This is a genomic window from Raineyella antarctica, from assembly GCF_900092135.1.
In the GTDB taxonomy this organism is placed as follows: domain Bacteria; phylum Actinomycetota; class Actinomycetes; order Propionibacteriales; family Propionibacteriaceae; genus Raineyella; species Raineyella antarctica.
On record NZ_FMYF01000002.1, the window covers coordinates 474,535 to 492,214 of the forward strand.

The 17,680-nt window shown below is 70.9% G+C and carries 16 protein-coding genes; 7 read left to right on the top strand and 9 right to left on the bottom strand.

What is annotated here, in order from left to right:
- The first annotated feature begins 115 nt into the window (after positions 1 to 115).
- From GA0111570_RS04640 to GA0111570_RS04650, 3 genes are all read left to right on the top strand, one after another.
- A complete protein-coding gene (locus tag GA0111570_RS04640; protein ID WP_092606966.1) occupies positions 116 to 535 on the top strand; it encodes a PaaI family thioesterase in 420 nt (139 codons plus the stop codon).
- A gap of 1 nt (position 536) precedes the next feature.
- Positions 537 to 1,889 (top strand): AMP-binding protein, encoded by a 1,353-nt coding sequence (locus GA0111570_RS04645; protein ID WP_092606969.1) that lies wholly within the window; start codon positions 537 to 539, stop codon positions 1,887 to 1,889.
- A gap of 118 nt (positions 1,890 to 2,007) precedes the next feature.
- Complete coding sequence (locus GA0111570_RS04650; protein ID WP_092606972.1) at positions 2,008 to 2,709, top strand: TetR/AcrR family transcriptional regulator; 702 nt, start codon at positions 2,008 to 2,010, stop codon at positions 2,707 to 2,709.
- A gap of 205 nt (positions 2,710 to 2,914) precedes the next feature.
- Here GA0111570_RS04650 and GA0111570_RS04655 read toward each other — a convergent pair whose 3' ends face one another.
- From GA0111570_RS04655 to GA0111570_RS04695, 9 genes are all read right to left on the bottom strand, one after another.
- Positions 2,915 to 3,958 (bottom strand): hypothetical protein, encoded by a 1,044-nt coding sequence (locus tag GA0111570_RS04655; protein WP_139283143.1) that lies wholly within the window; start codon positions 3,956 to 3,958, stop codon positions 2,915 to 2,917.
- A gap of 496 nt (positions 3,959 to 4,454) precedes the next feature.
- Positions 4,455 to 6,527: a phenylacetic acid degradation bifunctional protein PaaZ gene (gene paaZ, locus GA0111570_RS04660; protein ID WP_092606978.1), complete on the bottom strand. Its 2,073-nt coding sequence runs from the start codon at positions 6,525 to 6,527 to the stop codon at positions 4,455 to 4,457.
- 149 nt (positions 6,528 to 6,676) lie between these two features.
- Positions 6,677 to 7,141: a DUF6328 family protein gene (locus tag GA0111570_RS04665; protein ID WP_092606981.1), complete on the bottom strand. Its 465-nt coding sequence runs from the start codon at positions 7,139 to 7,141 to the stop codon at positions 6,677 to 6,679.
- 119 nt (positions 7,142 to 7,260) lie between these two features.
- Positions 7,261 to 7,734 (bottom strand): PaaI family thioesterase, encoded by a 474-nt coding sequence (locus tag GA0111570_RS04670; RefSeq protein WP_092606985.1) that lies wholly within the window; start codon positions 7,732 to 7,734, stop codon positions 7,261 to 7,263.
- Between the two features lie 13 nt (positions 7,735 to 7,747).
- Positions 7,748 to 8,641: a 3-hydroxyacyl-CoA dehydrogenase family protein gene (locus GA0111570_RS04675; RefSeq protein ID WP_217634014.1), complete on the bottom strand. Its 894-nt coding sequence runs from the start codon at positions 8,639 to 8,641 to the stop codon at positions 7,748 to 7,750.
- Positions 8,642 to 8,658: 17 nt separating this feature from the next.
- On the bottom strand, positions 8,659 to 9,459 hold the full coding sequence (locus GA0111570_RS04680; RefSeq protein ID WP_092606988.1) for an enoyl-CoA hydratase/isomerase family protein: 801 nt from the start codon (positions 9,457 to 9,459) through the stop codon (positions 8,659 to 8,661).
- A 2-nt stretch (positions 9,460 to 9,461) separates the two neighbouring features.
- Positions 9,462 to 10,670, bottom strand: a complete 1,209-nt coding sequence (locus GA0111570_RS04685; RefSeq protein ID WP_092606991.1) for a thiolase family protein — start codon at positions 10,668 to 10,670, stop codon at positions 9,462 to 9,464.
- Between the two features lie 118 nt (positions 10,671 to 10,788).
- Positions 10,789 to 12,390, bottom strand: coding sequence for a deoxyguanosinetriphosphate triphosphohydrolase family protein (locus tag GA0111570_RS04690; RefSeq protein ID WP_092606994.1), 1,602 nt, complete (start codon positions 12,388 to 12,390; stop codon positions 10,789 to 10,791).
- A gap of 2 nt (positions 12,391 to 12,392) precedes the next feature.
- Complete coding sequence (locus GA0111570_RS04695; RefSeq protein WP_092606997.1) at positions 12,393 to 13,310, bottom strand: D-hexose-6-phosphate mutarotase; 918 nt, start codon at positions 13,308 to 13,310, stop codon at positions 12,393 to 12,395.
- Between the two features lie 145 nt (positions 13,311 to 13,455).
- On the opposite strand from GA0111570_RS04695, the gene pgi reads away from it, so the two are divergent.
- The 4 genes from pgi (at position 13,456) to GA0111570_RS17265 (ending at position 17,647) form a co-directional block, all read left to right on the top strand.
- Positions 13,456 to 15,126, top strand: a complete 1,671-nt coding sequence (gene pgi, locus GA0111570_RS04700; protein WP_092607000.1) for a glucose-6-phosphate isomerase — start codon at positions 13,456 to 13,458, stop codon at positions 15,124 to 15,126.
- A gap of 272 nt (positions 15,127 to 15,398) precedes the next feature.
- Positions 15,399 to 16,796, top strand: a complete 1,398-nt coding sequence (locus GA0111570_RS04705; RefSeq protein WP_092607003.1) for a uracil-xanthine permease family protein — start codon at positions 15,399 to 15,401, stop codon at positions 16,794 to 16,796.
- Positions 16,777 to 17,436 carry a SanA/YdcF family protein gene (locus tag GA0111570_RS04710; protein ID WP_092607006.1) on the top strand — a complete coding sequence of 220 codons (660 nt, stop codon included), beginning with the start codon at positions 16,777 to 16,779 and terminating at the stop codon, positions 17,434 to 17,436. Before GA0111570_RS04705 ends, GA0111570_RS04710 begins: the two co-directional genes overlap by 20 nt.
- A gap of 55 nt (positions 17,437 to 17,491) precedes the next feature.
- Positions 17,492 to 17,647 (top strand): Flp family type IVb pilin, encoded by a 156-nt coding sequence (locus tag GA0111570_RS17265; protein ID WP_139283144.1) that lies wholly within the window; start codon positions 17,492 to 17,494, stop codon positions 17,645 to 17,647.
- Positions 17,648 to 17,680: the final 33 nt, after the last annotated feature.

A 17,680-nucleotide genomic window follows, 5' to 3' on the forward strand; every position in this document is an offset into this window, starting at 1 on the left:
GCCATGCTGCCTGTGACTCCACGGGGGTTGACAGATGACCGGAAGTGGGAAAACCTACTGACCATTCAGTCGGTAAGTGAGGTGGGTCACAAAGATGTCCATTCATGTCACAACCATGGATCAGCACCCGGTGCTCCGCGCCGACAAGGCGAGCGCCTGGCTCGGTATCGAGGTGGTCAGCGCCTCGTACGGCCATGCGGAGATCCGGATGGTCGTCCGTGAGGAAATGCTCAACGGCTTCGGCATGGCCCACGGGGGCATGCTCTTCGCCTTCGCCGACTCGTGCTTCGCGATGGCCTGCAACGACCCCGCCGGGGACGGCAGCACCATCACCGTGGCGCAGGGCGCCGATATCGAGTTCATCAGCTCGGCGCCGCTCGGCGCCGAACTCACCGCCCGCGGTGAAGTCCGTTTCCAGGGGCCGCGCAGCGGTCTCTACGACGTCCAGGTCCTGGCCGGTGACACCGTCATCGCCGAGTTCCGGGGGCGTTGCCGTACGATCCCCAACCGTTTCGATCAGAGCAAGGGAGCCTGATATGAACCCCATGCCCGCACCGGTGAAGTCGCCGTCGCCGTTGGACACCAACCAGCTGGACCCCGAGGAGCGGATGGGGCGCGAGCAGATCCGCTCCCTCCAGCTCGGCCGCCTGCAGTGGTCACTCCACCATGCGTACGACAACGTCAAGGCCTACCGCGACCTGTACGACGCCGCGGGGGTGCACCCGAACGACCTGCGGGAGCTGGAGGACATCAAGTACTTCCCCTACACCGACAAGCAGTTCCTGCGGGCCAACTACCCGTTCGGCACGCTCGCGGTGCCGATGGACCAGGTCCGGCGCATCCACGCCTCCTCGGGCACGACCGGCCAGCCGACCGTCGTCGCCTACACCCAGGAGGACCTGGACGTCTGGGGCTCGCTGGTTGCGCGCTGCTTCCGGATCTCCGGCATCCGCGCCGGGGACATCGTCCACAACGCGTACGGCTACGGCCTGTTCACCGGTGGGCTGGGCGCGCACTACGGGGCCGAGAAGCTCGGCTGCTCGGTGATCCCGATGTCCGGCGGCCAGACCGACAAGCAGGTCCAGATCATCCAGGACTTCAAGCCGGCCGCGATCCTCGCCACGCCGACCTACCTGCTCACCATCGGTGACGCGATGAAGCGCCAGGGCATCGACCCGCGGAAGACCTCGCTGCGTACGGCCGTGCTCGGCGCGGAACCGTGGTCGGAGCAGATGCGCGGGGAGATCGAGGACCTCTTCGGCATCAGCGCCTGCGACATCTACGGGCTGTCCGAGGTGCTCGGCCCCGGCGTGGCCGGCGAGTCCGCCGAGGCCCAGGACGGCTCGCACATCTGGGAGGACGTCTTCCTGCCCGAGATCATCGACCCCAACAGCGGCTCGGTGCTGGAGGACGGTGAGTCGGGCGAGCTGGTCTTCACCTCGCTCGCCAAGCAGGCGCTGCCCATCATCCGCTACCGCACCCGTGACCTCACCCGGCTGCTGCCGGGCAGCGTACGTCCCGGCCACCGCCGGATGGAGCGGATCTTCGGCCGCTCGGACGACATGATCATCCTGCGCGGCGTGAACCTGTTCCCCTCCCAGGTCGAGGAGCTCGCCCTGGAGCAGCCCGAGCTGGGCCCGCAGTTCATCCTGGAGATCACCCGGCCGGGCCGGATGGACGAGCTGACCGTGAAGGTCGAGCCGCGTCCGCAGTTCAGCGTGGCCGAGGCACGCGACGCGGGCCTGCGGCTGCAGCGCGACATCAAGGTGCGCATCGGCTCGACCGCCAACGTGATGGTGGTCGAGCACAACAGCCTGCCGCGTTCCGAGGGCAAGGCGAAGCGCATCTACGACCTGCGCCCGGAGGCGCCGGTGCACGGCACGGTCTGACCCCGTTCCCGGTCCTGCGGGCCGGGAACACCGAGCATGACGCAGGGCTCCTGCCACGATGGGGTGGTAGGGGCCCTGTGGTTCAATTCACCACACCATGACGAGAGGCGGAGTACGGATGGCGCAGCCGGTGGACCACGAGGAACGGGCGGGCCATGCCCCGGCCAACGGTGCGCGACGGGGGCGACCCGGCTACGACCAGGAGACGCTGCTGGCGGTGTGCGTGGACGTCTTCAACCGCCACGGGTACGACGCCACCTCGATGGGCATGCTCGCCGAGGAGCTCGGCATCTCCAAGGCGGCGATCTACCACCACGTGAAGTCCAAGGAGGAGCTGCTCTCGCTGTCGCTGGACCGGGCGCTGAGCCGGCTCGACCGCGTGGTGGCGGACGCCCGGGCGACCGAGGGGCCGGCCCGTACGCGGCTGGAGCTGCTGGTGCGCGGAAGCGTCCGGGCGCTGGTCGAGGAACGCCCGCATGTCACCCTGCTGCTGCGCCTGCGCGGCAACAACCCGCTGGAACAACACGCGCTCGAACGTCGCCGCGCCCTGACCCGGGAGCTCGAGGGCCGCTTCGAGAACGCCCAGCAGGAGGGTGGTGTGCGGGCCGACGTGAGTGCGCGCCACCTGGCCCGGCTGGTGTTCGGGATGATCAACTCGATGATCGACTGGTACCGCCCCGAGCGCGACGACGCCGACGCAGTGGCGGATGCGGTCGTGGGCATCCTCTTCGAGGGTGTCCTGGCCTCCGGGGATGCCGGGGACGCGGGGGACGTCGGGGGTGCCGGGGGTGCCGGGGGTGCCGGGGCCCGGGGTGAGTAGGGGCGTGGGGGCCCGGGCGAGTAGGGCGCGCCACTTGCTGGTCGGCCCCGGCACCCAGGCTTGGGACGGGTACGCAACCTCAGCCGCTCCGTTTCCAGTTAGCCGCTACGGGTCGACGAGTAGCGGCTAGCTGAAGGCGAAGCGGCTCCGAATGCCGTCGGCTCGAGGCAGGCCCAGTTCGAGGCAGGCCCGGCTCGAGGCAGGCTCAGCTCCCAGGGGTCAACTCCGACGGGCGCACTCCGAGCTCTCGGGCCCGCGCGGCGAGGGTCTCGCGCACTCGCCGCCCGAGTACCTCGGGACTCTGGAGCTGCTCCCATGTCCAGCGCAGCACCAGCCACCCCACCGATCGAATGGCGTCCTCCCGGCCCTTCTCCTCGAACACCGCGTCACCCGGCGTCTGGCCCTCGCGAAGGTAGCGCCCGTACTTGACCCGGCCGTCGAACTCGCCGACCGCCTTCAGGTGCTTCCAGGCGAAGTCGGTGATGAAGTCACCCCGCGCGCCACCCGGCAACGGGACCGAGAGCCGGAACTGGAGCAGCGGTTCGGGCACCTTCTGCTCCCGGAACACGATGCGGCTCAGGGACTCCCCGGGGCTCTCCGCAGCCACCACCGCGAAGTCGGCCATCCGACGGGCGTTCCCGATCCCGACCGCCCCGCGCAGGCGCCTGATGCTCGCGCTCATCGCCTGGCGGAGGGCCTCCGGGTCCCGGCTCCCGTGCAGGGCGTGGTCGGCCATCACCAGGCCGTCACGAAAGCCGTCGGTCCGCGCCACGTCGACCAGCGTGCGGGCGAGCGAGGTGAGCCGGATCCCGCGGTGCTCGACAACCTCCTCGGGGGCCAGGGCGCCGGTGTGCCGGTGCACCCCGGCCCGTACGATCCCGCCGGCCTCCCGGGGAAGTGTCAGGTGGATCGCCTCGGGCGGGGCGCCGAGGAAGGGCAGTTGCCACAGGGCCGCCGCGGTGGCGTGACTGAAGACCACCGGGCCCAGCTGCGCGGCCACGGCTGCCGTGGCCGCCGCGGCGGACACGGCCGGCACGGCGGGCACGGCGCGCACCGGCGCTGCCGCGGAGGAGCCTCGCGCCATCGACCCCTCGGGCCGCGCGTCCACGTAGCACCCTCGGCGCACCCGCACCAACGTCCCGGCCTTCAGCGCCGCCCGGATCTGGGCGTCATCACGACCTTGGTCGAGCAGCTCGTGGCGGGTCCGGACGAGGGGCAATGTGAACCGGGGAAGCTCCATGTCCTCCATCGAACCGGCCTACGGTGCTGATGGCGAGGGCGCGGCATGGACGGACAACACCGCGCCCTGAACCGACAACACCGCACGGTCACGGGACAACACCGCACGGCCCATGGACAACACGAGCGGGTCGCGGGACAACCCCCGGACATCGAGGTGGCGCGGTCGGATTCGCTCGGGTGACCCGCGAACAGGGGCCGCGTCGCCTTCAGCCAGCCGCGTCAGGCCGGCCCGTAGCGGCTGGTCGGAAGCGAAGCGGCTCGGGGTAGCGCCGCCCCAGCGCCTGGACCGGCCCCCGCGTAGCGCCGCCCCAGCGCCTGGACCGGCCCCCGCGCAACGCCGCCCCAGCGCCTGGACCGGCCCCCGCGCAACGCCGCCCCAGCGCCAGGACCGGCCCCATCACCGTGCGGCGCTACCAGTGCGCTCCCGCCCGGCAGGATCACGCGCCCCGGGTCCCCCCATGCGGTGACCCGGGGCGCGGGGATCCTCAACCGCGCGACGCCGCTCAGCCCCGCGGTTCCTTCGACACCAGGGTGAGCACGTCGTACGTGGCGACGACCTCGTCCTGCTGGTTGGTGATCACCGTGTCCCAGGCCACCTCGCCGTACTCGTCGGTCACCCGCGGAGTGATCTGCTTGGCCGTCAGGGTGACCCGGATGGCGTCGTCCCAGGTGACCGGCGTGACGAAGCGCAGGTTGTCCAGGCCGTAGTTGGCCAGCACGGGGCCCGGCGCCGGGTCGACGAACAGGCCCGCGGCCCACGCCACCAGCAGGTAGCCGTGGGCGACCTGGCGGGGGAAGAACGGGTTCGCGGCCGCGGCCTCGGCGTCGGTGTGGGCGTAGAAGGTGTCCCCGGTTGCGGCGGCGAAGTCCAGGATGTCCTGCAGCCCGACGGTGCGCAGGTCGGAGACGAACTGGTCCCCGACCCGCAACGTGCGCAGCGACTTGCGGAACGGGTGCTCGACCTCCCCGGCCTCGACCGCCGAGCGGGTCGCGGTGTTGGCCGTCGCACCCTGGTGCCAGATGCCTGTGATCGCGGTCAGCAGGTCAGGGGACCCCTGGACCGCGGTCCGCTGCATGTAGTGCTTGACGCCACGGATGCCGCCCAGTTCCTCACCGCCACCGGCACGACCCGGTCCGCCGTGCACCAGGTGCGGCAGCGGGGAGCCGTGGCCGGTGGAGGTCCTCATGTCGTCGCGGTCGAGGTAGTGCAGCCGCCCGTGGTGGGCGGCGATGCCCTCGGCGAAGGCCCGCGCCGTCTCCGGGTCGTGCGTACAGACCGTGGCCACCAGTGAGCCGCCGCCCAGGGCGACGAGGCGTACGGCGTCCGCCACGTCCGCATAGCCGAGTACCGAGGTGACGGGCCCGAAGGCCTCGACCTCGTGTACGGCCGGGGTGTCCGCGTCCTCGAAGCCGAGGATGGTCGGGGCGAAGAAGGCGCCCTCGGCCGGAGCCCCCTCGACGCTGCCGCTGCCGCCGAGGCGTACGACACCGCCGGCCGCGACGAGCCGGTCCACCGCCCTGGCGACCTCGTCGCGCTGTTCGATGGAGGCCAGCGGGCCCATCGTGGTGCCCTGCGTACGCGGATCGCCCACGGTGACCCGCGCGTTCAGCCGGTCGGCGAGCGCCTCCACGACGGCTTCGACCTGTTCGCGCGGCACGATGACGCGGCGGATGGCCGTGCACTTCTGGCCGGCCTTGTAGGTCATCTCGACCATCACGGCCTTGATGAACGCGTCGAACTCGGGCGTGCCGGGGACGGCGTCCGGACCGAGCACGGCCGCGTTGAGGGAGTCGGTCTCCGCGGTGAAGGTGAGGCCGCGTTCGCGTACGGCCGGGTGCTCCTGGAGCATCCGCGCCGTGGTCGCCGATCCGGTGAACGCGACGAAGTCACGGTGGTCCAGGTGGTCGAGCAGGTCGCGCGCCGAACCGGCGATGAGCTGCAGCGAGCCCTCGGGGAGCAGGCCCGACTCGACCATCATCCGTACGCAGGCCTGGGTGACGTAGCCGGTCGGCGTGGCCGGCTTGACGATCGTCGGGACGCCGGCGACGAACGCCGGCGCGAACTTCTCGAGCATCCCCCAGACGGGGAAGTTGAAGGCGTTGATCTGGACCGCGACACCGGGCCGGCGGGTGTAGACGTGCTCACCCTGGAAACTCTTGTCCTTGGCGAGGACCTCGACCGGTCCGTCGACGATCACGTTGCTGTTCGGCAGCTCCCGGCGGCCCTTCGAGGAGAAGGTGAAGAGCGTGCCGATGCCGCCGTCGATGTCGGAGAGGTGGTCCTTGTCGGTCGCGCCGGTGGCGTACGAGACGTCGTACAGCTCCTGCTTGCGGCTGTTGAGGTACGCGGCGATCTCCTTGAGCAGCAGGGCCCGCTCGTGGATGGTGAGTTCACCGAGCGAGCGCTGGCCGACGGTCCGGCCGTGCTCGACGGCGGCGGCGGTGTCGAGTCCCTCGGTGCTGACCAGGGCCACCGGGGCTCCGGTGCTGGCGTCGGCGACCTCGGTGGGGCGCTGGGGGGCGGTGGGGGTCCACCATGAATCCCGTAGGTAGCTGGGGAGCACGCTCTGGGCCATCTGCGTTGATTCCTTCCGTGGCCTGGGGCACGGGGCCTCACCAGGGGTGTCGTCCGGGGCTGGCCCGGCTTAACTAACTGAACGATCGGTTACTTAAGCAGCGTAAAGGTGATCCGGGTCACTGCGCAAGGCATGGTTCCGTGCTGGGTTCAGCGCTTCCTGCGTCGCATCGCCAGAGGTACCAGCACCCAGAAGACGAGGAAGAAGACGAACGCGCACGCGCTGGCCACGATCGCGGCCGTCATGTCCAGCACCATGCTGAAGACCAGGCCCAGGACCGCGATCACCGTCAGTGCGAGCGCGGTCAGGCCCGCCTTGGCCAAGGTGCTGCCCTCGTCGACGAGTGCCGCTTTCTGGCCACGGCGGAACAGCAGCCGGTGCGCGCTCACGGGGGCCACCAGGAGTCCGGCCGCCGCCACGCTGAGCACGGCGGTGACCAGGTACAGCGTGCGCTGGCCCTGGTCGAGGGTGGTGAAGCGGTTCTGGAAGGGCAGGGTCAGCAGGAAGCCGGAAAGGATCTGTACGCCGGTCTGGGTGACGCGCAGCTCCTGCAGCAGCTCACCCCAGTTGCGGTCCATCTTCTCCGCGTTGGTCTCGTGGCGCTCCGGCTCCATGGCGGCTACCTCCGGTCCGAGGGGCGAGGCTGGATGTCCTTCCATGATCACACGGCCGGCCCGCTCCGGCCGGTCCCGCCTGGGCCTCGCACCCTCGTGTCATCGGGTCGGACCCTGCCTCACTTCGCCGGACGCAGCAGGTTCGTGATCCGGAACGTCGACAGCCGGTTGCCGTCCTCGTCACTGATCACGACCTCGTGGGAGGTGATCGTGCCACCGAGCCGGATCGGCGTGGCGACAGCGGTGACCATCCCCTCGCGGACGGAACGGTGGTGCGTGGCGTTGGCATCGACCCCGACGCACACCATGCCGCGCGTGGACGCGTGGATCAGCGCGGCCCACGACCCGACGGCCTCACCCAGGGCCAGCATCGCCCCGCCGTGCAGCAGGCCGAGCGACTGCCGGTTGCCGGCCACCGGCATGGTGGCGACGACTCGTTCGACGGACTGTTCGAGGACGCGTACGCCCATCCGCTCGTCCAGCTCGCCGAGGACGATCCGCCAGGGTTCGTACGTCCCCGCGGCGTCGCCCGTGCGGGGGGCCGAGGTGGGGACGCCCTCGGGGGCGATGGTCGCCGTGGGTTGTTCCGCCATGGTGCCGCCCTCCTCAGTCGTCGTACGAGTAGAAGCCGCGGCCGCTCTTGCGGCCCAGCTCGCCGCGGGCGACCATGTCGCGCATCAGCTGCGGCGGGGCGAAACGCGGGCCGAGCTTCGACTCGAGGTACTCGGCGATGCCGAGGCGTACGTCGAGGCCGACGATGTCGGTGAGCTCCAGCGGGCCGACCGGGAACTTGTAGCCGAGCACCATCGCGTTGTCGATGTCACGCGGCTCGGCGACGCCCTCCTCGACCATCCGGATGGCCTCCAGGGCGATGGCGACGCCGAGGCGGGAGGAGGCGAAGCCGGGGGCGTCGTTGACGACGACCGGGGTCTTGCCGAGGGCGGCGACCCAGGCCAGGGCACCCTCCTTGAGCTCCGGGCTGGTGTGGACACCGACGACGACCTCGACCAGCTTGGAGGCCGGCACCGGGTTGAAGAAGTGCAGCCCGATGAACCGGTCCGGATGGCTGAGCTCGTCGGACAACCCGTCGACGGACAACGACGAGGTGTTCGAGGCGATCCAGGCCTGCCCGTCGGTGTGCTTCTCGATCGAGCGCAGCGAGGCGCACTTGAGGTCCCAGTCCTCCGGGACCGCCTCGATGACGAGGTCGCAGCCACGGAAGGCCGCGTGGTCGGTGGCCACCGACAGGCGCGAGGTCCAGTCGGTCAGGCGGCCCTGCAGCCGGCCGCGCTCCAGGGACTTCTCCACGTCGCGGACCACCCGGCCGTACGCGGCGTCGGCCGAGGGCTGGTCGCGCTCCACGACAGTCACCTCGGAACCGTTGGTGAGGAAGGCGTGCGCGATGCCGGCGCCCATCCGGCCGCCGCCCAGGACGCCCACGCGGGCGGGGACCAGCGGGGTGGTGGTCTGTTCGTCGCGGTCCATCGTGTTCGTGGTCATACCGACTCCTTCGGTGGTCACTTGGTGTTCTTGCGGTCGAGGAAGGCCTGCATCCGGTCGAACTTCGCCGGGGACTCGAACAGCACGGCCTGCGCCAGTTCGTCGACCATCGGGTGCGCGGCCTCGGGCAGGTGGAAGACGGCCTTGGAGAGCCGTACGGCCAGCGGGTCCTGGGCGCAGATCCGGTCCGCGAGCGCGTCGGCGGCGGCCAGCAGCTCCTCCGGGGGGTGCAGTGCAGTCACCAGGCGGGCGGCCAGCGCCTCGTCGGCGTCGAGGACGCGGCCGGCGAGCAACAGCTCCTTGGCCAGCGGCTCGCCGACCAGCTCGCGCAGCCGCCAGGTGGCGCCGGCGGCGGCCATGATGCCCAGGTTGGTCTCGGGCTGGCCGATCCGCACCCGCGGGGTGGCGATCCGGAAGTCGGCGGCGTACGCCAGCTCGGCGCCACCGCCAAGGGTCCAGCCGTCCAGGGCGGCGATCACCGGCATCGGCAGGCGGGCCACCCGGGAGAAGACCTGCGAGTTGATGCCCGCCAGTGCGTCGTCGCGACGGCGCTCGCGCAGCTGGGCGATGTCGGCCCCGGAGGCGAAGACGCCCTTGCCGTTGACCTCGGTGCCGGAGATGATCAGCACCTTCGGCTGCCGCTCGAGGTGGTCGCAGACGGCGTGCAGCTCCTCGACCATGGTCAGGTCGATGGCGTTGCGGACCTCAGGCCGGTCGAGGGCCACGTGCAGCCGGTCGTCGCTCTCGCGCAGGCGGATGGTCTCGAACGTACGGGTGGAGGCCAGGGTGTGCGACGCGCCGGTGGTGGAGTCGCTCATCGTCACACCCGCTCCAGCAGCAGGGCGGTGCCCTGTCCGACGCCGACGCACATGGTGGCCAGGCCGCGGTCGGCGCCCTCGCGCTCCATCCGGCCCAGCAGGGTCAGTGTGATCCGGGAACCGGACGAACCGAGCGGGTGCCCCAGGGCGATCGCCCCGCCGTCGCGGTTGGTCACGGACTCGTCCATCCCGAGGCGGCGCATCACGGCGAGCGACTGGGTGGCGAAGGCCTCGTTGAGCTCGATCGCACCGATCTCGTCCAGGCTCCAGCCGGCGCGGGCGAGCGCCTTCTGGGTCGCTGGGACGGGGCCGATGCCCATGATCGGGGCCGGGACGCCGGCGGATACGCCCTCGACGATCCGCGCGCGCGGGGTCAGGCCGTACTTCTGGATCGCCCGCTCGGAGGCGATGATGACCGCCGAGGCGCCGTCGTTGAGCGAGGAGGAGTTGCCGGCGGTGACGACCCCGCCCGGCTTCACCACCGGGCGCAGCTTGCCGAGCACCTCCATCGTGGTGCCGGCGCGCGGCCCCTCGTCGGTGTCGACGACCCGCTCGCCCTTGCGGTCGCGGATGACGACCGGGGTGATCTCGTCGCGGAACCGTCCGGCGGCGATCGCCGCCAGGGCCCGCTCGTGTGAGCGTACGGCGAAGGCGTCCGCGTCCTCACGGGAGATGTTGTCGACGGTCGCGAGCTCCTCGGCGGTCTCCGGCATGGTGTACGTCATCTTGTCGATCGCGGCGAGCTTCTCGTTGGTGAAGCGCCAGCCGATCGAGGTGTCCACCACCTCACCGGGCTTGGCGAACGGCTTGTCGGGCTTGGCGAGCACCCACGGCGCCCGCGACATCGACTCGACCCCGCCGGCCACCACGATGTCGGCCGCGCCGGACTTCACCATCTGGGAGGCGATCGTGATGGCGGTCATCCCGGAGGCGCACAGCCGGTTGACGGTGAAGCCGGGGACGCTGTCCGGGAAGCCCGCGAGCAGCCACGCCATCCGGGCCACGTTGCGGTTCTCCTCGCCGGCGCCGTTGGCGTTGCCGAAGACGACCTCGTCCACGTCGGCCGGGTCGATCCCGGCGCCGAGGACGGCCTTCTCGATGACCAGGGCCGCCAAGTCGTCGGGGCGTACGGAGGACAGGCTCCCGCCGTAGCGGCCCACCGGCGTACGGGTGCCGCCGACGAGGAATGCCTGGGGGGTGGTCTGGGACATACGAGGCCTCTCGGTGCGCAGGTCGGATTAATTGCCGACCGTTCGGTCACCAAAGGGTGACATGGGTCTCACTGCGAGGTCAAGGGTGGGTGCGCCCCTGCGGACCGGCGGTTCCGGCTCAGACCGAGCCGCCACCCCACAGCAGCCCCGAACCACCGCGCAGCCGGGAGGCGGTCGCCTCGGCCTGGTGGTCGGTGAGCCCGGCGACGAAGTCCACGATCCCGCGGCCGCGTGCCATCCGCGCGATGTCGGCGGCGGAGGTCTGGCCGTCGAGCCAGTCCGGGTGCTCGCGCGCGACCCGGGCGTAGCCGAAGCCGGCAGCCACGATCAGGTCCAGCAGCCGGCGTGGCGCCCGGGTCGCGTCCAGGTCGTCGGAGAGCCACTCGTCGAAGGCCTCCACGACCTGGCGGATCACACTCGCCTGCCCGCGCTGCATCAGCGCGAGGTCGGCCCGGTGCAGCACGAAGTGCTGGTGGATGAACTTCAGCACCTGGACCCGGTGCCAGGCGTCCGGCGACAGGGTCACCGACGAGCCGCGTACGGGCGGGTCGTCGACCAGCCGGACCGAGTCGACCAACTCGTCGATCCAGGTGGAGGTGAAGCCGGACAGCGAGCGGTCGGCCGCCATCGACCCGTCGTACGGGATCGCCAGCACCCCCTCGACGAACTCCTCGCCGACCCGCAGCACCGCGTCGAGGAACTCCTCCTCGTCGAAGATCCAGTCGTCCCGGCTGGCGAGGCGCCGTCGCAGCGCCTCCAGCCCGATTCCGGGATCGGTGCCCGCCGACGCCACCTGCCGGTCGGAGAGCATGGCGAGCTTCTCGGCCTGCTGGGCCCAACTGCGGAACTCCCCGGACACCGCCGAGAACTGCAGCACCCCGGAGCGGTGGAAGTCCTCCAGGTCGTGCAGCGAGTAGGCGACGTCGTCGGCCAGGTCCATCACGGCGCAGTCCAGCGTCTGCTGGTCGGGGCGCACCGACGGGTAGGCCTCGCGGACCTTGATCATCTCGTCCAGGTCGGGAACGTACGCGTTGAACTTCGAGGACCCGCCGGTGCGGTCGGGGCGGGCGCCGCGGGGCAGCTCGGACCAGGTCCGCGGGTGCGGGTCGGGCCAGTGGAAGCGCCCCCACGGGTACTTCAGCACCGACGCGCGGACCGCGGTGGTGAGGTTGAGGCCGTCGTCGCCGGGACCGTGCACCTCCAGCTCGGTCAGCACCCGGAAGGTCTGCGCGTTGCCCTCGAAGCCGTCGGCCAGGCCGAACCGCTCGCGCGCGACCCGGTCCAGCACCTGTTCGCCCAGGTGCCCGAACGGCGGATGGCCAAGGTCGTGCGAACAGGCGGCGGCCTGGGCGACCACGTGGTGGAGTCCGCCGAGGCGGGCCAGCCGGCCGGGTCCGGCGGACTCCTCGAGGCGTACGGCGATGGCCCGGGCGACCGCCGTGACCTTGATCGTGTGGGTGAGGCGGTTGTGCACCACTCCGCCGGTGGTGCCCGCCGAGACGACCTGGGTCACCTCGGCGAGCCGGGAGAAGGAGGGGGAGAAGCGGATCCGCTCCAGGTCGACCCGGAACTCGGAGTCCGAGCCCGCCGCGAGCGGTCGGGCGATGCCGTCCTCGGCGCGGGCCCGCTGCATCCGCGCATCGGTTCGGGCGTCCGAACGGACGCCCGTACGGGGCGGGTCCCCGTGGGCCGCGTCCGTACGGGCCCGATCACCGGCCATGCTCAGAGCAACCGGCGGCGCAGACCGGAGGGTCGCTGGTTCCGGTCGATGGCGATGCGCTGGTGCAGGGTGTGCGACTGGCCGGGGAACAGCGTGATCGCCGCGGCACCGATGTTGGCCGCCTCGACGCAGATCATCTCCTGCCACTCGTCGTCACCGAAGTCACCCATCTTGACCGCCTTGCTGACGAACGGGTTCCAGATCACCGTCCGGGCCGAGCCGCGCTTCGTGATGCCCAGGGTCCGGCGCAGGTTCGGGTCCTTGACGGTGACGTCGCCCTCGTGCTCGTAGACCCGGTCGGTCTCGCCCAGGACCACCAGGCTGCCGCGCTGGGTGAAGTCACCGTCGACCACCTTGTCGTGGTAGCGGCTGCCGTCCAGGCCCTCGATGGTGATCTTGCGCGCGTTCCCGACCGCCAGGTAGGTGTGCAGCGCCTCCTCGTACGTGAACGGGGTGGCGCGGTTGCCGTACGCCTCGACCCGCAGGTCGATGTCGAGCACCTCACCGACCGTGTACGAGATGTCGGCGGACCAGTCGCGGTCCAGGCCCTCGATGTCGATGGCCTGGTGGCCGTCCAGGTGGAAGCGCAGCCGGATGCTGTCCGCGACCGGGGTGACCTCGGCCAGTTCCCAGGCCGAGAGCCGGGCCACGCCGTGCGGCGGGTAGTGCCGCCCGTCGATGCCGGCACCGAACCACGGGAAGCAGATCGGTACGCCGCCGCGGATCGCCGCGCCCTCCAGGAAGTGTGAGCGCTCGCTGAGCCAGATCACCGGCTCCTGGCCGGCCGGCCGCCAGGACGTCAGTTGGCCACCGTGCAGGTAGGCCTCCGCCGTGCAGGAACCGATGACGACGCGTACGACGGGCAGACCACCGCGACCCTCGCCGACGGTGACTCCGTCCGGGAGCTGATTGAAGTCCATGATGGCCAACGTATAGCTTTCCGGGCCGGTGCGGTATCACCGGGCCGATGGGTGGGGATCCGGAGCAGTGTTCCGACGGACCCGGTTCCGACGTACTCGTGGCCCCGCCCGGACACGGGGGCCGCCGCCGCCCTAGTCTGGCCCCATGCAGTCTCCCGTTGATGCCACAACCACCGAGGCCTGGGGGCGGCTGAGCGCCCTGGCCCATGACTACCGACCCGACCTGCGGACCTGGTTCGCCGAGGATCCGGGGCGGACCGAGCGTCTCACCCACACCGCCGGTGACCTGTTCGTGGACCTGTCCAAGAACTGGATCGACGGGAGCGTCCAGGAGGCCCTGGTCGACCTCGCCGACCAGGTCCACCTGACCGACCGGATCGACGCGATGTTCCGCGGCGACCGGATCAACGTCACCGAGGACCGGTCCGTGCTGCACACCGCGCTGCGCAAGCCCGCCGGCCACTCGCTGGTCGTCGACGGCAAGGACGTGGTCGCGGACGTGCACGCCGAGCTGGAGAAGATGTACGCGTTCGCGCGTCGGGTCCGCTCGGGCGAGTGGCGGGGCGTCACCGGCAAGACCATCCGTACGATCGTGAACATCGGCATCGGCGGCTCCGACCTGGGCCCGGTGATGGCGTACGAGGCGCTGAAGCCGTACGGCCAGCTGGGCCTGGAGTGCCGCTTCATCTCCAACATCGACCCGACCGACGCGGCCGAGAAGACGTTCCTGCTCGACCCGGAGACCACGCTCGTGATCGTGGCGTCCAAGACGTTCACCACGCTGGAGACCCTCACCAACGCAAGGATCGTCAAGAGCTGGCTGCTGACCAGCCTGCGGGACCGCGGCGCGATCGTCGAGGGCCAGGAGAACGAGGCCGTCGCCAAGCACTTCGTCGCGGTGTCGACGGCCCTGGACAAGGTCGCGGCGTTCGGGATCGACCCGGCCAACGCGTTCGGCTTCTGGGAGTGGGTCGGTGGGCGCTACTCGGTGGACTCGGCCGTCGGCACCTCGCTGGCCGTCTACATCGGCCCGGACAACTTCGAGGCGTTCCTGGCCGGCTTCCACGTGATGGACGAGCACTTCCGGACCGCGCCGATCGAGGAGAACGTACCGGCCCTGATGGGCCTGCTGAACGTCTGGTACAACAACTTCCACGGCGCCCAGTCGCACGCGGTGCTGCCGTATGCGCAGTACCTGCACCGCTTCGCGGCGTACCTGCAGCAGCTGACCATGGAGTCCAACGGCAAGAGCGTCCGCTGGGACGGCACCCCGGTGACGACCGACACCGGTGAGATCTTCTGGGGCGAGCCGGGCACCAACGGCCAGCATGCCTTCTACCAGCTGATCCACCAGGGCACCCGGCTGATCCCGGCCGACTTCATCGCGGTCGCCAACCCCGCCAACCCGACCCGGGACGGCGAGAACGACGTGCACGAGCTCTTCCTGGGCAACTTCTTCGCCCAGACCAAGGCGCTCGCGTTCGGGAGGACGGCCGACGAGGTGCGCGCCGAGGGCGTCCGCGAGGAGTTGGTCAGCGCCCGGGTCTTCGCCGGCAACAAGCCGACCACCTCGATCATGGCGCCCGAGCTGTCCCCGTCGGTGCTGGGCCAGCTGATCGCGCTGTACGAGCACATCACCTTCACCCAGGGCGTGGTGTGGGGGATCGACTCCTTCGACCAGTGGGGCGTCGAGCTCGGCAAGGCGATGGCCAAGGACCTCACCCCGGCGGTGTCGGGCGACGAGGCCGCGATCGAGGCCCAGGACCAGTCGACCAAGGCACTGATCCGGTACTACCGCGCGGAGCGGCACGGCTGACGGCTGCTCCGGCGCCGTAGACCAGGCAGCCGGGGAGCTCGGCCCCCAGCCGCGGAGCTGCCGGCCCACAGCCGCGGACGTGCTGCCCGCCGCCTAGCCGCGGACGTTGCGCTCCGTTGCGGACCTTAGAAGGTCCGCAACAGGCGCCAACGTCCGCGGCTTCGTCGTGCCTGGCCGTGCCGCGTCTCCTCCGGGGTGCGTCGGGCCAGCCCTCCGCCGCGGTCTAGGATGTCCGCGGCGTACGCACGGGCCGCGCCGCGATCGGAGGAACGTTGTCCAGGGAAAAGCGCGACGTACGTGGATGGACGGTCCACGGGGACGGACGCCACATCGGACCCGGCGAGGTCGTCCGCCCGTCCGAGCGGCTGGCCTGGCCGGCCACCATCGGCATCGGCATGCAGCACGTGGTGGCAATGTTCGGCGCGACCTTCCTGGTCCCGCTGATCACCGGCTTCCCGCCCTCGACCACGCTGTTCTTCTCCGCGATCGGCACCCTGCTGTTCCTGGTCATCACCAAGGGGCGGGTGCCCAGCTACCTGGGGTCGAGCTTCGCGCTGATCGCCCCGATCACCGCCGCGACCGCCTCGCACGGCATGGGTTCGGCGCTGGGCGGCGTGATGGCCGTCGGTGCGCTGCTCGCCCTGGTCGGCGTGGTGGTGCACTTCGCCGGCGCGCACTGGATCAACCGGGTGATGCCGCCGACAGTGACCGGCGCGGTCGTCGCGCTGATCGGCCTCAACCTGGCGCCGGCCGCGTGGGGGAACGTGCAGAAGGCCCCGGTCACCGCGGTCGTCACGATCGCCTCGATCGTGCTGGTCACCGTCCTCTTCCGCGGGATGGTCGGACGTCTGTCCATCCTGATCGGCGTGCTGGTCGGCTACGTGGTCGCGGTGCTGCGGGGCGAGGTCGACTTCTCCACCATCAGCAACGCCGCTTGGGTCGGCCTGCCGACCTTCCACGCCCCGACCTGGGAACCCTCGGTGCTGGCGATGTTCCTGCCGGTCGTGGTGGTCCTGATCGCCGAGAACATCGGCCACGTGAAGTCCGTCGCCGCGATGACCGGTGACAACCTGGACGGCGTCACCGGCCGCGCGCTGTTCGCCGACGGCCTCTCGACCCTGCTGGCCGGCGCCGGCGGCGGGTCGGGCACCACCACGTACGCGGAGAACATCGGCGTGATGGCCGCGACCCGGGTCTACTCCACCGCGGCGTACATGGTCGCCGGCCTGTTCGCCCTGCTGCTGTCGATGGTCCCCAAGTTCGGCGCCGTGGTGGCGACCATTCCCCCCGGCGTACTCGGCGGCGCGGCCACCGTGCTCTACGGCATGATCGGCATGCTGGGCGTACGGATCTGGGTGCAGAACCGGGTCGACTTCTCCGATCCGGTCAACCTGAACACCGCCGCGATCGCCCTGATCGTCGGCATCGGCAACTTCACCTGGGTGATCGGCGGATCGGTCGTCGGCGGCCAGCAGGTCGGCGGCGTGGTCTTCAACGGCATCGCGCTCGGCTCGTTCGGCGCGATCCTGATCTACCACGTGATGCGGAGACTCTCGCGCTGGCGCGGGACCAGCATCGAGGCGGCCTCGCCGGCCTCGGCCCCGGCCGGTGCCGAACTCCATCCCGGTGAACTGCGGCGTACGCCCGAGGATGATCCTGACCGGCTGTAGCCCGCTGCGGGCGATCGCCATCATCGTCGGTGGCGTGGCCCTCGTCGGGGTCATGTCGCTGGGCGCGCTGGCGGCGTGGACGCTGCTGGGCACCCGCGCCCGGCGGCGCACCGTCGAGACGGTTCCGCCGACCGGCGTCGGGCTGGTGCTGGGTGCGGAGACGTACGAGGACCGTACGCCGGCCCCCTCGTTGCGCGCCCGGCTCGACCTCGCGGTGCGGCTGTACCGGGCCGGCAAGGTCCGGGCGCTGATCGCCTCCGGCGACGAGGGCTCCCACGACCAGGTCAGCGTGATGGCGCGCTACCTGGTCGACCACGGTGTCCCCGAGGCCGACGTCATCCTCGACCCGCTGGGGGTGGACACGTACGCCTCGTGCGCCCGGGCGCAGGGCGAGTATGGCCTGCAGCAGGTCACCATGATCAGCCAGGACTACCACCTGCCTCGCACGCTGACGATCTGCCGGTTGATCGGCCTGGACGCGTACGGGGTGGGGGACACGTCCGTACGCCGCGCGGCGCCGAAGGCGTGGCGGCGCAGCGTACGGCGCGAGATCGCCGCGAACGTCAAGATGGTCGGGGACCTGCTGGGGCACCGGTTGGGTGTGCGGCCAGTTCCGTCGGCGACGCCCGAACAGGGCTGATCCTGCTAGCGTTCGACTCGGGCGGCAGGCCCGAGGTCGGAACCGGGGGGAAGACATGGACGAAGGGGACCAGCGGTCCGATCGCGGGGCGGTCGCGGCCGAGTACGCGATCCTGGCCAGCCTGATCGCGATCGCTGCGATCGTGGCGGTCACGGCGTTCGGGGCCAGCGTGAACGGGCTCTTCCAGCTCGCGGTGGACAACTGGCCGTGATCGGCCACCCGCGGCGTAACCCGGATTCCTAGA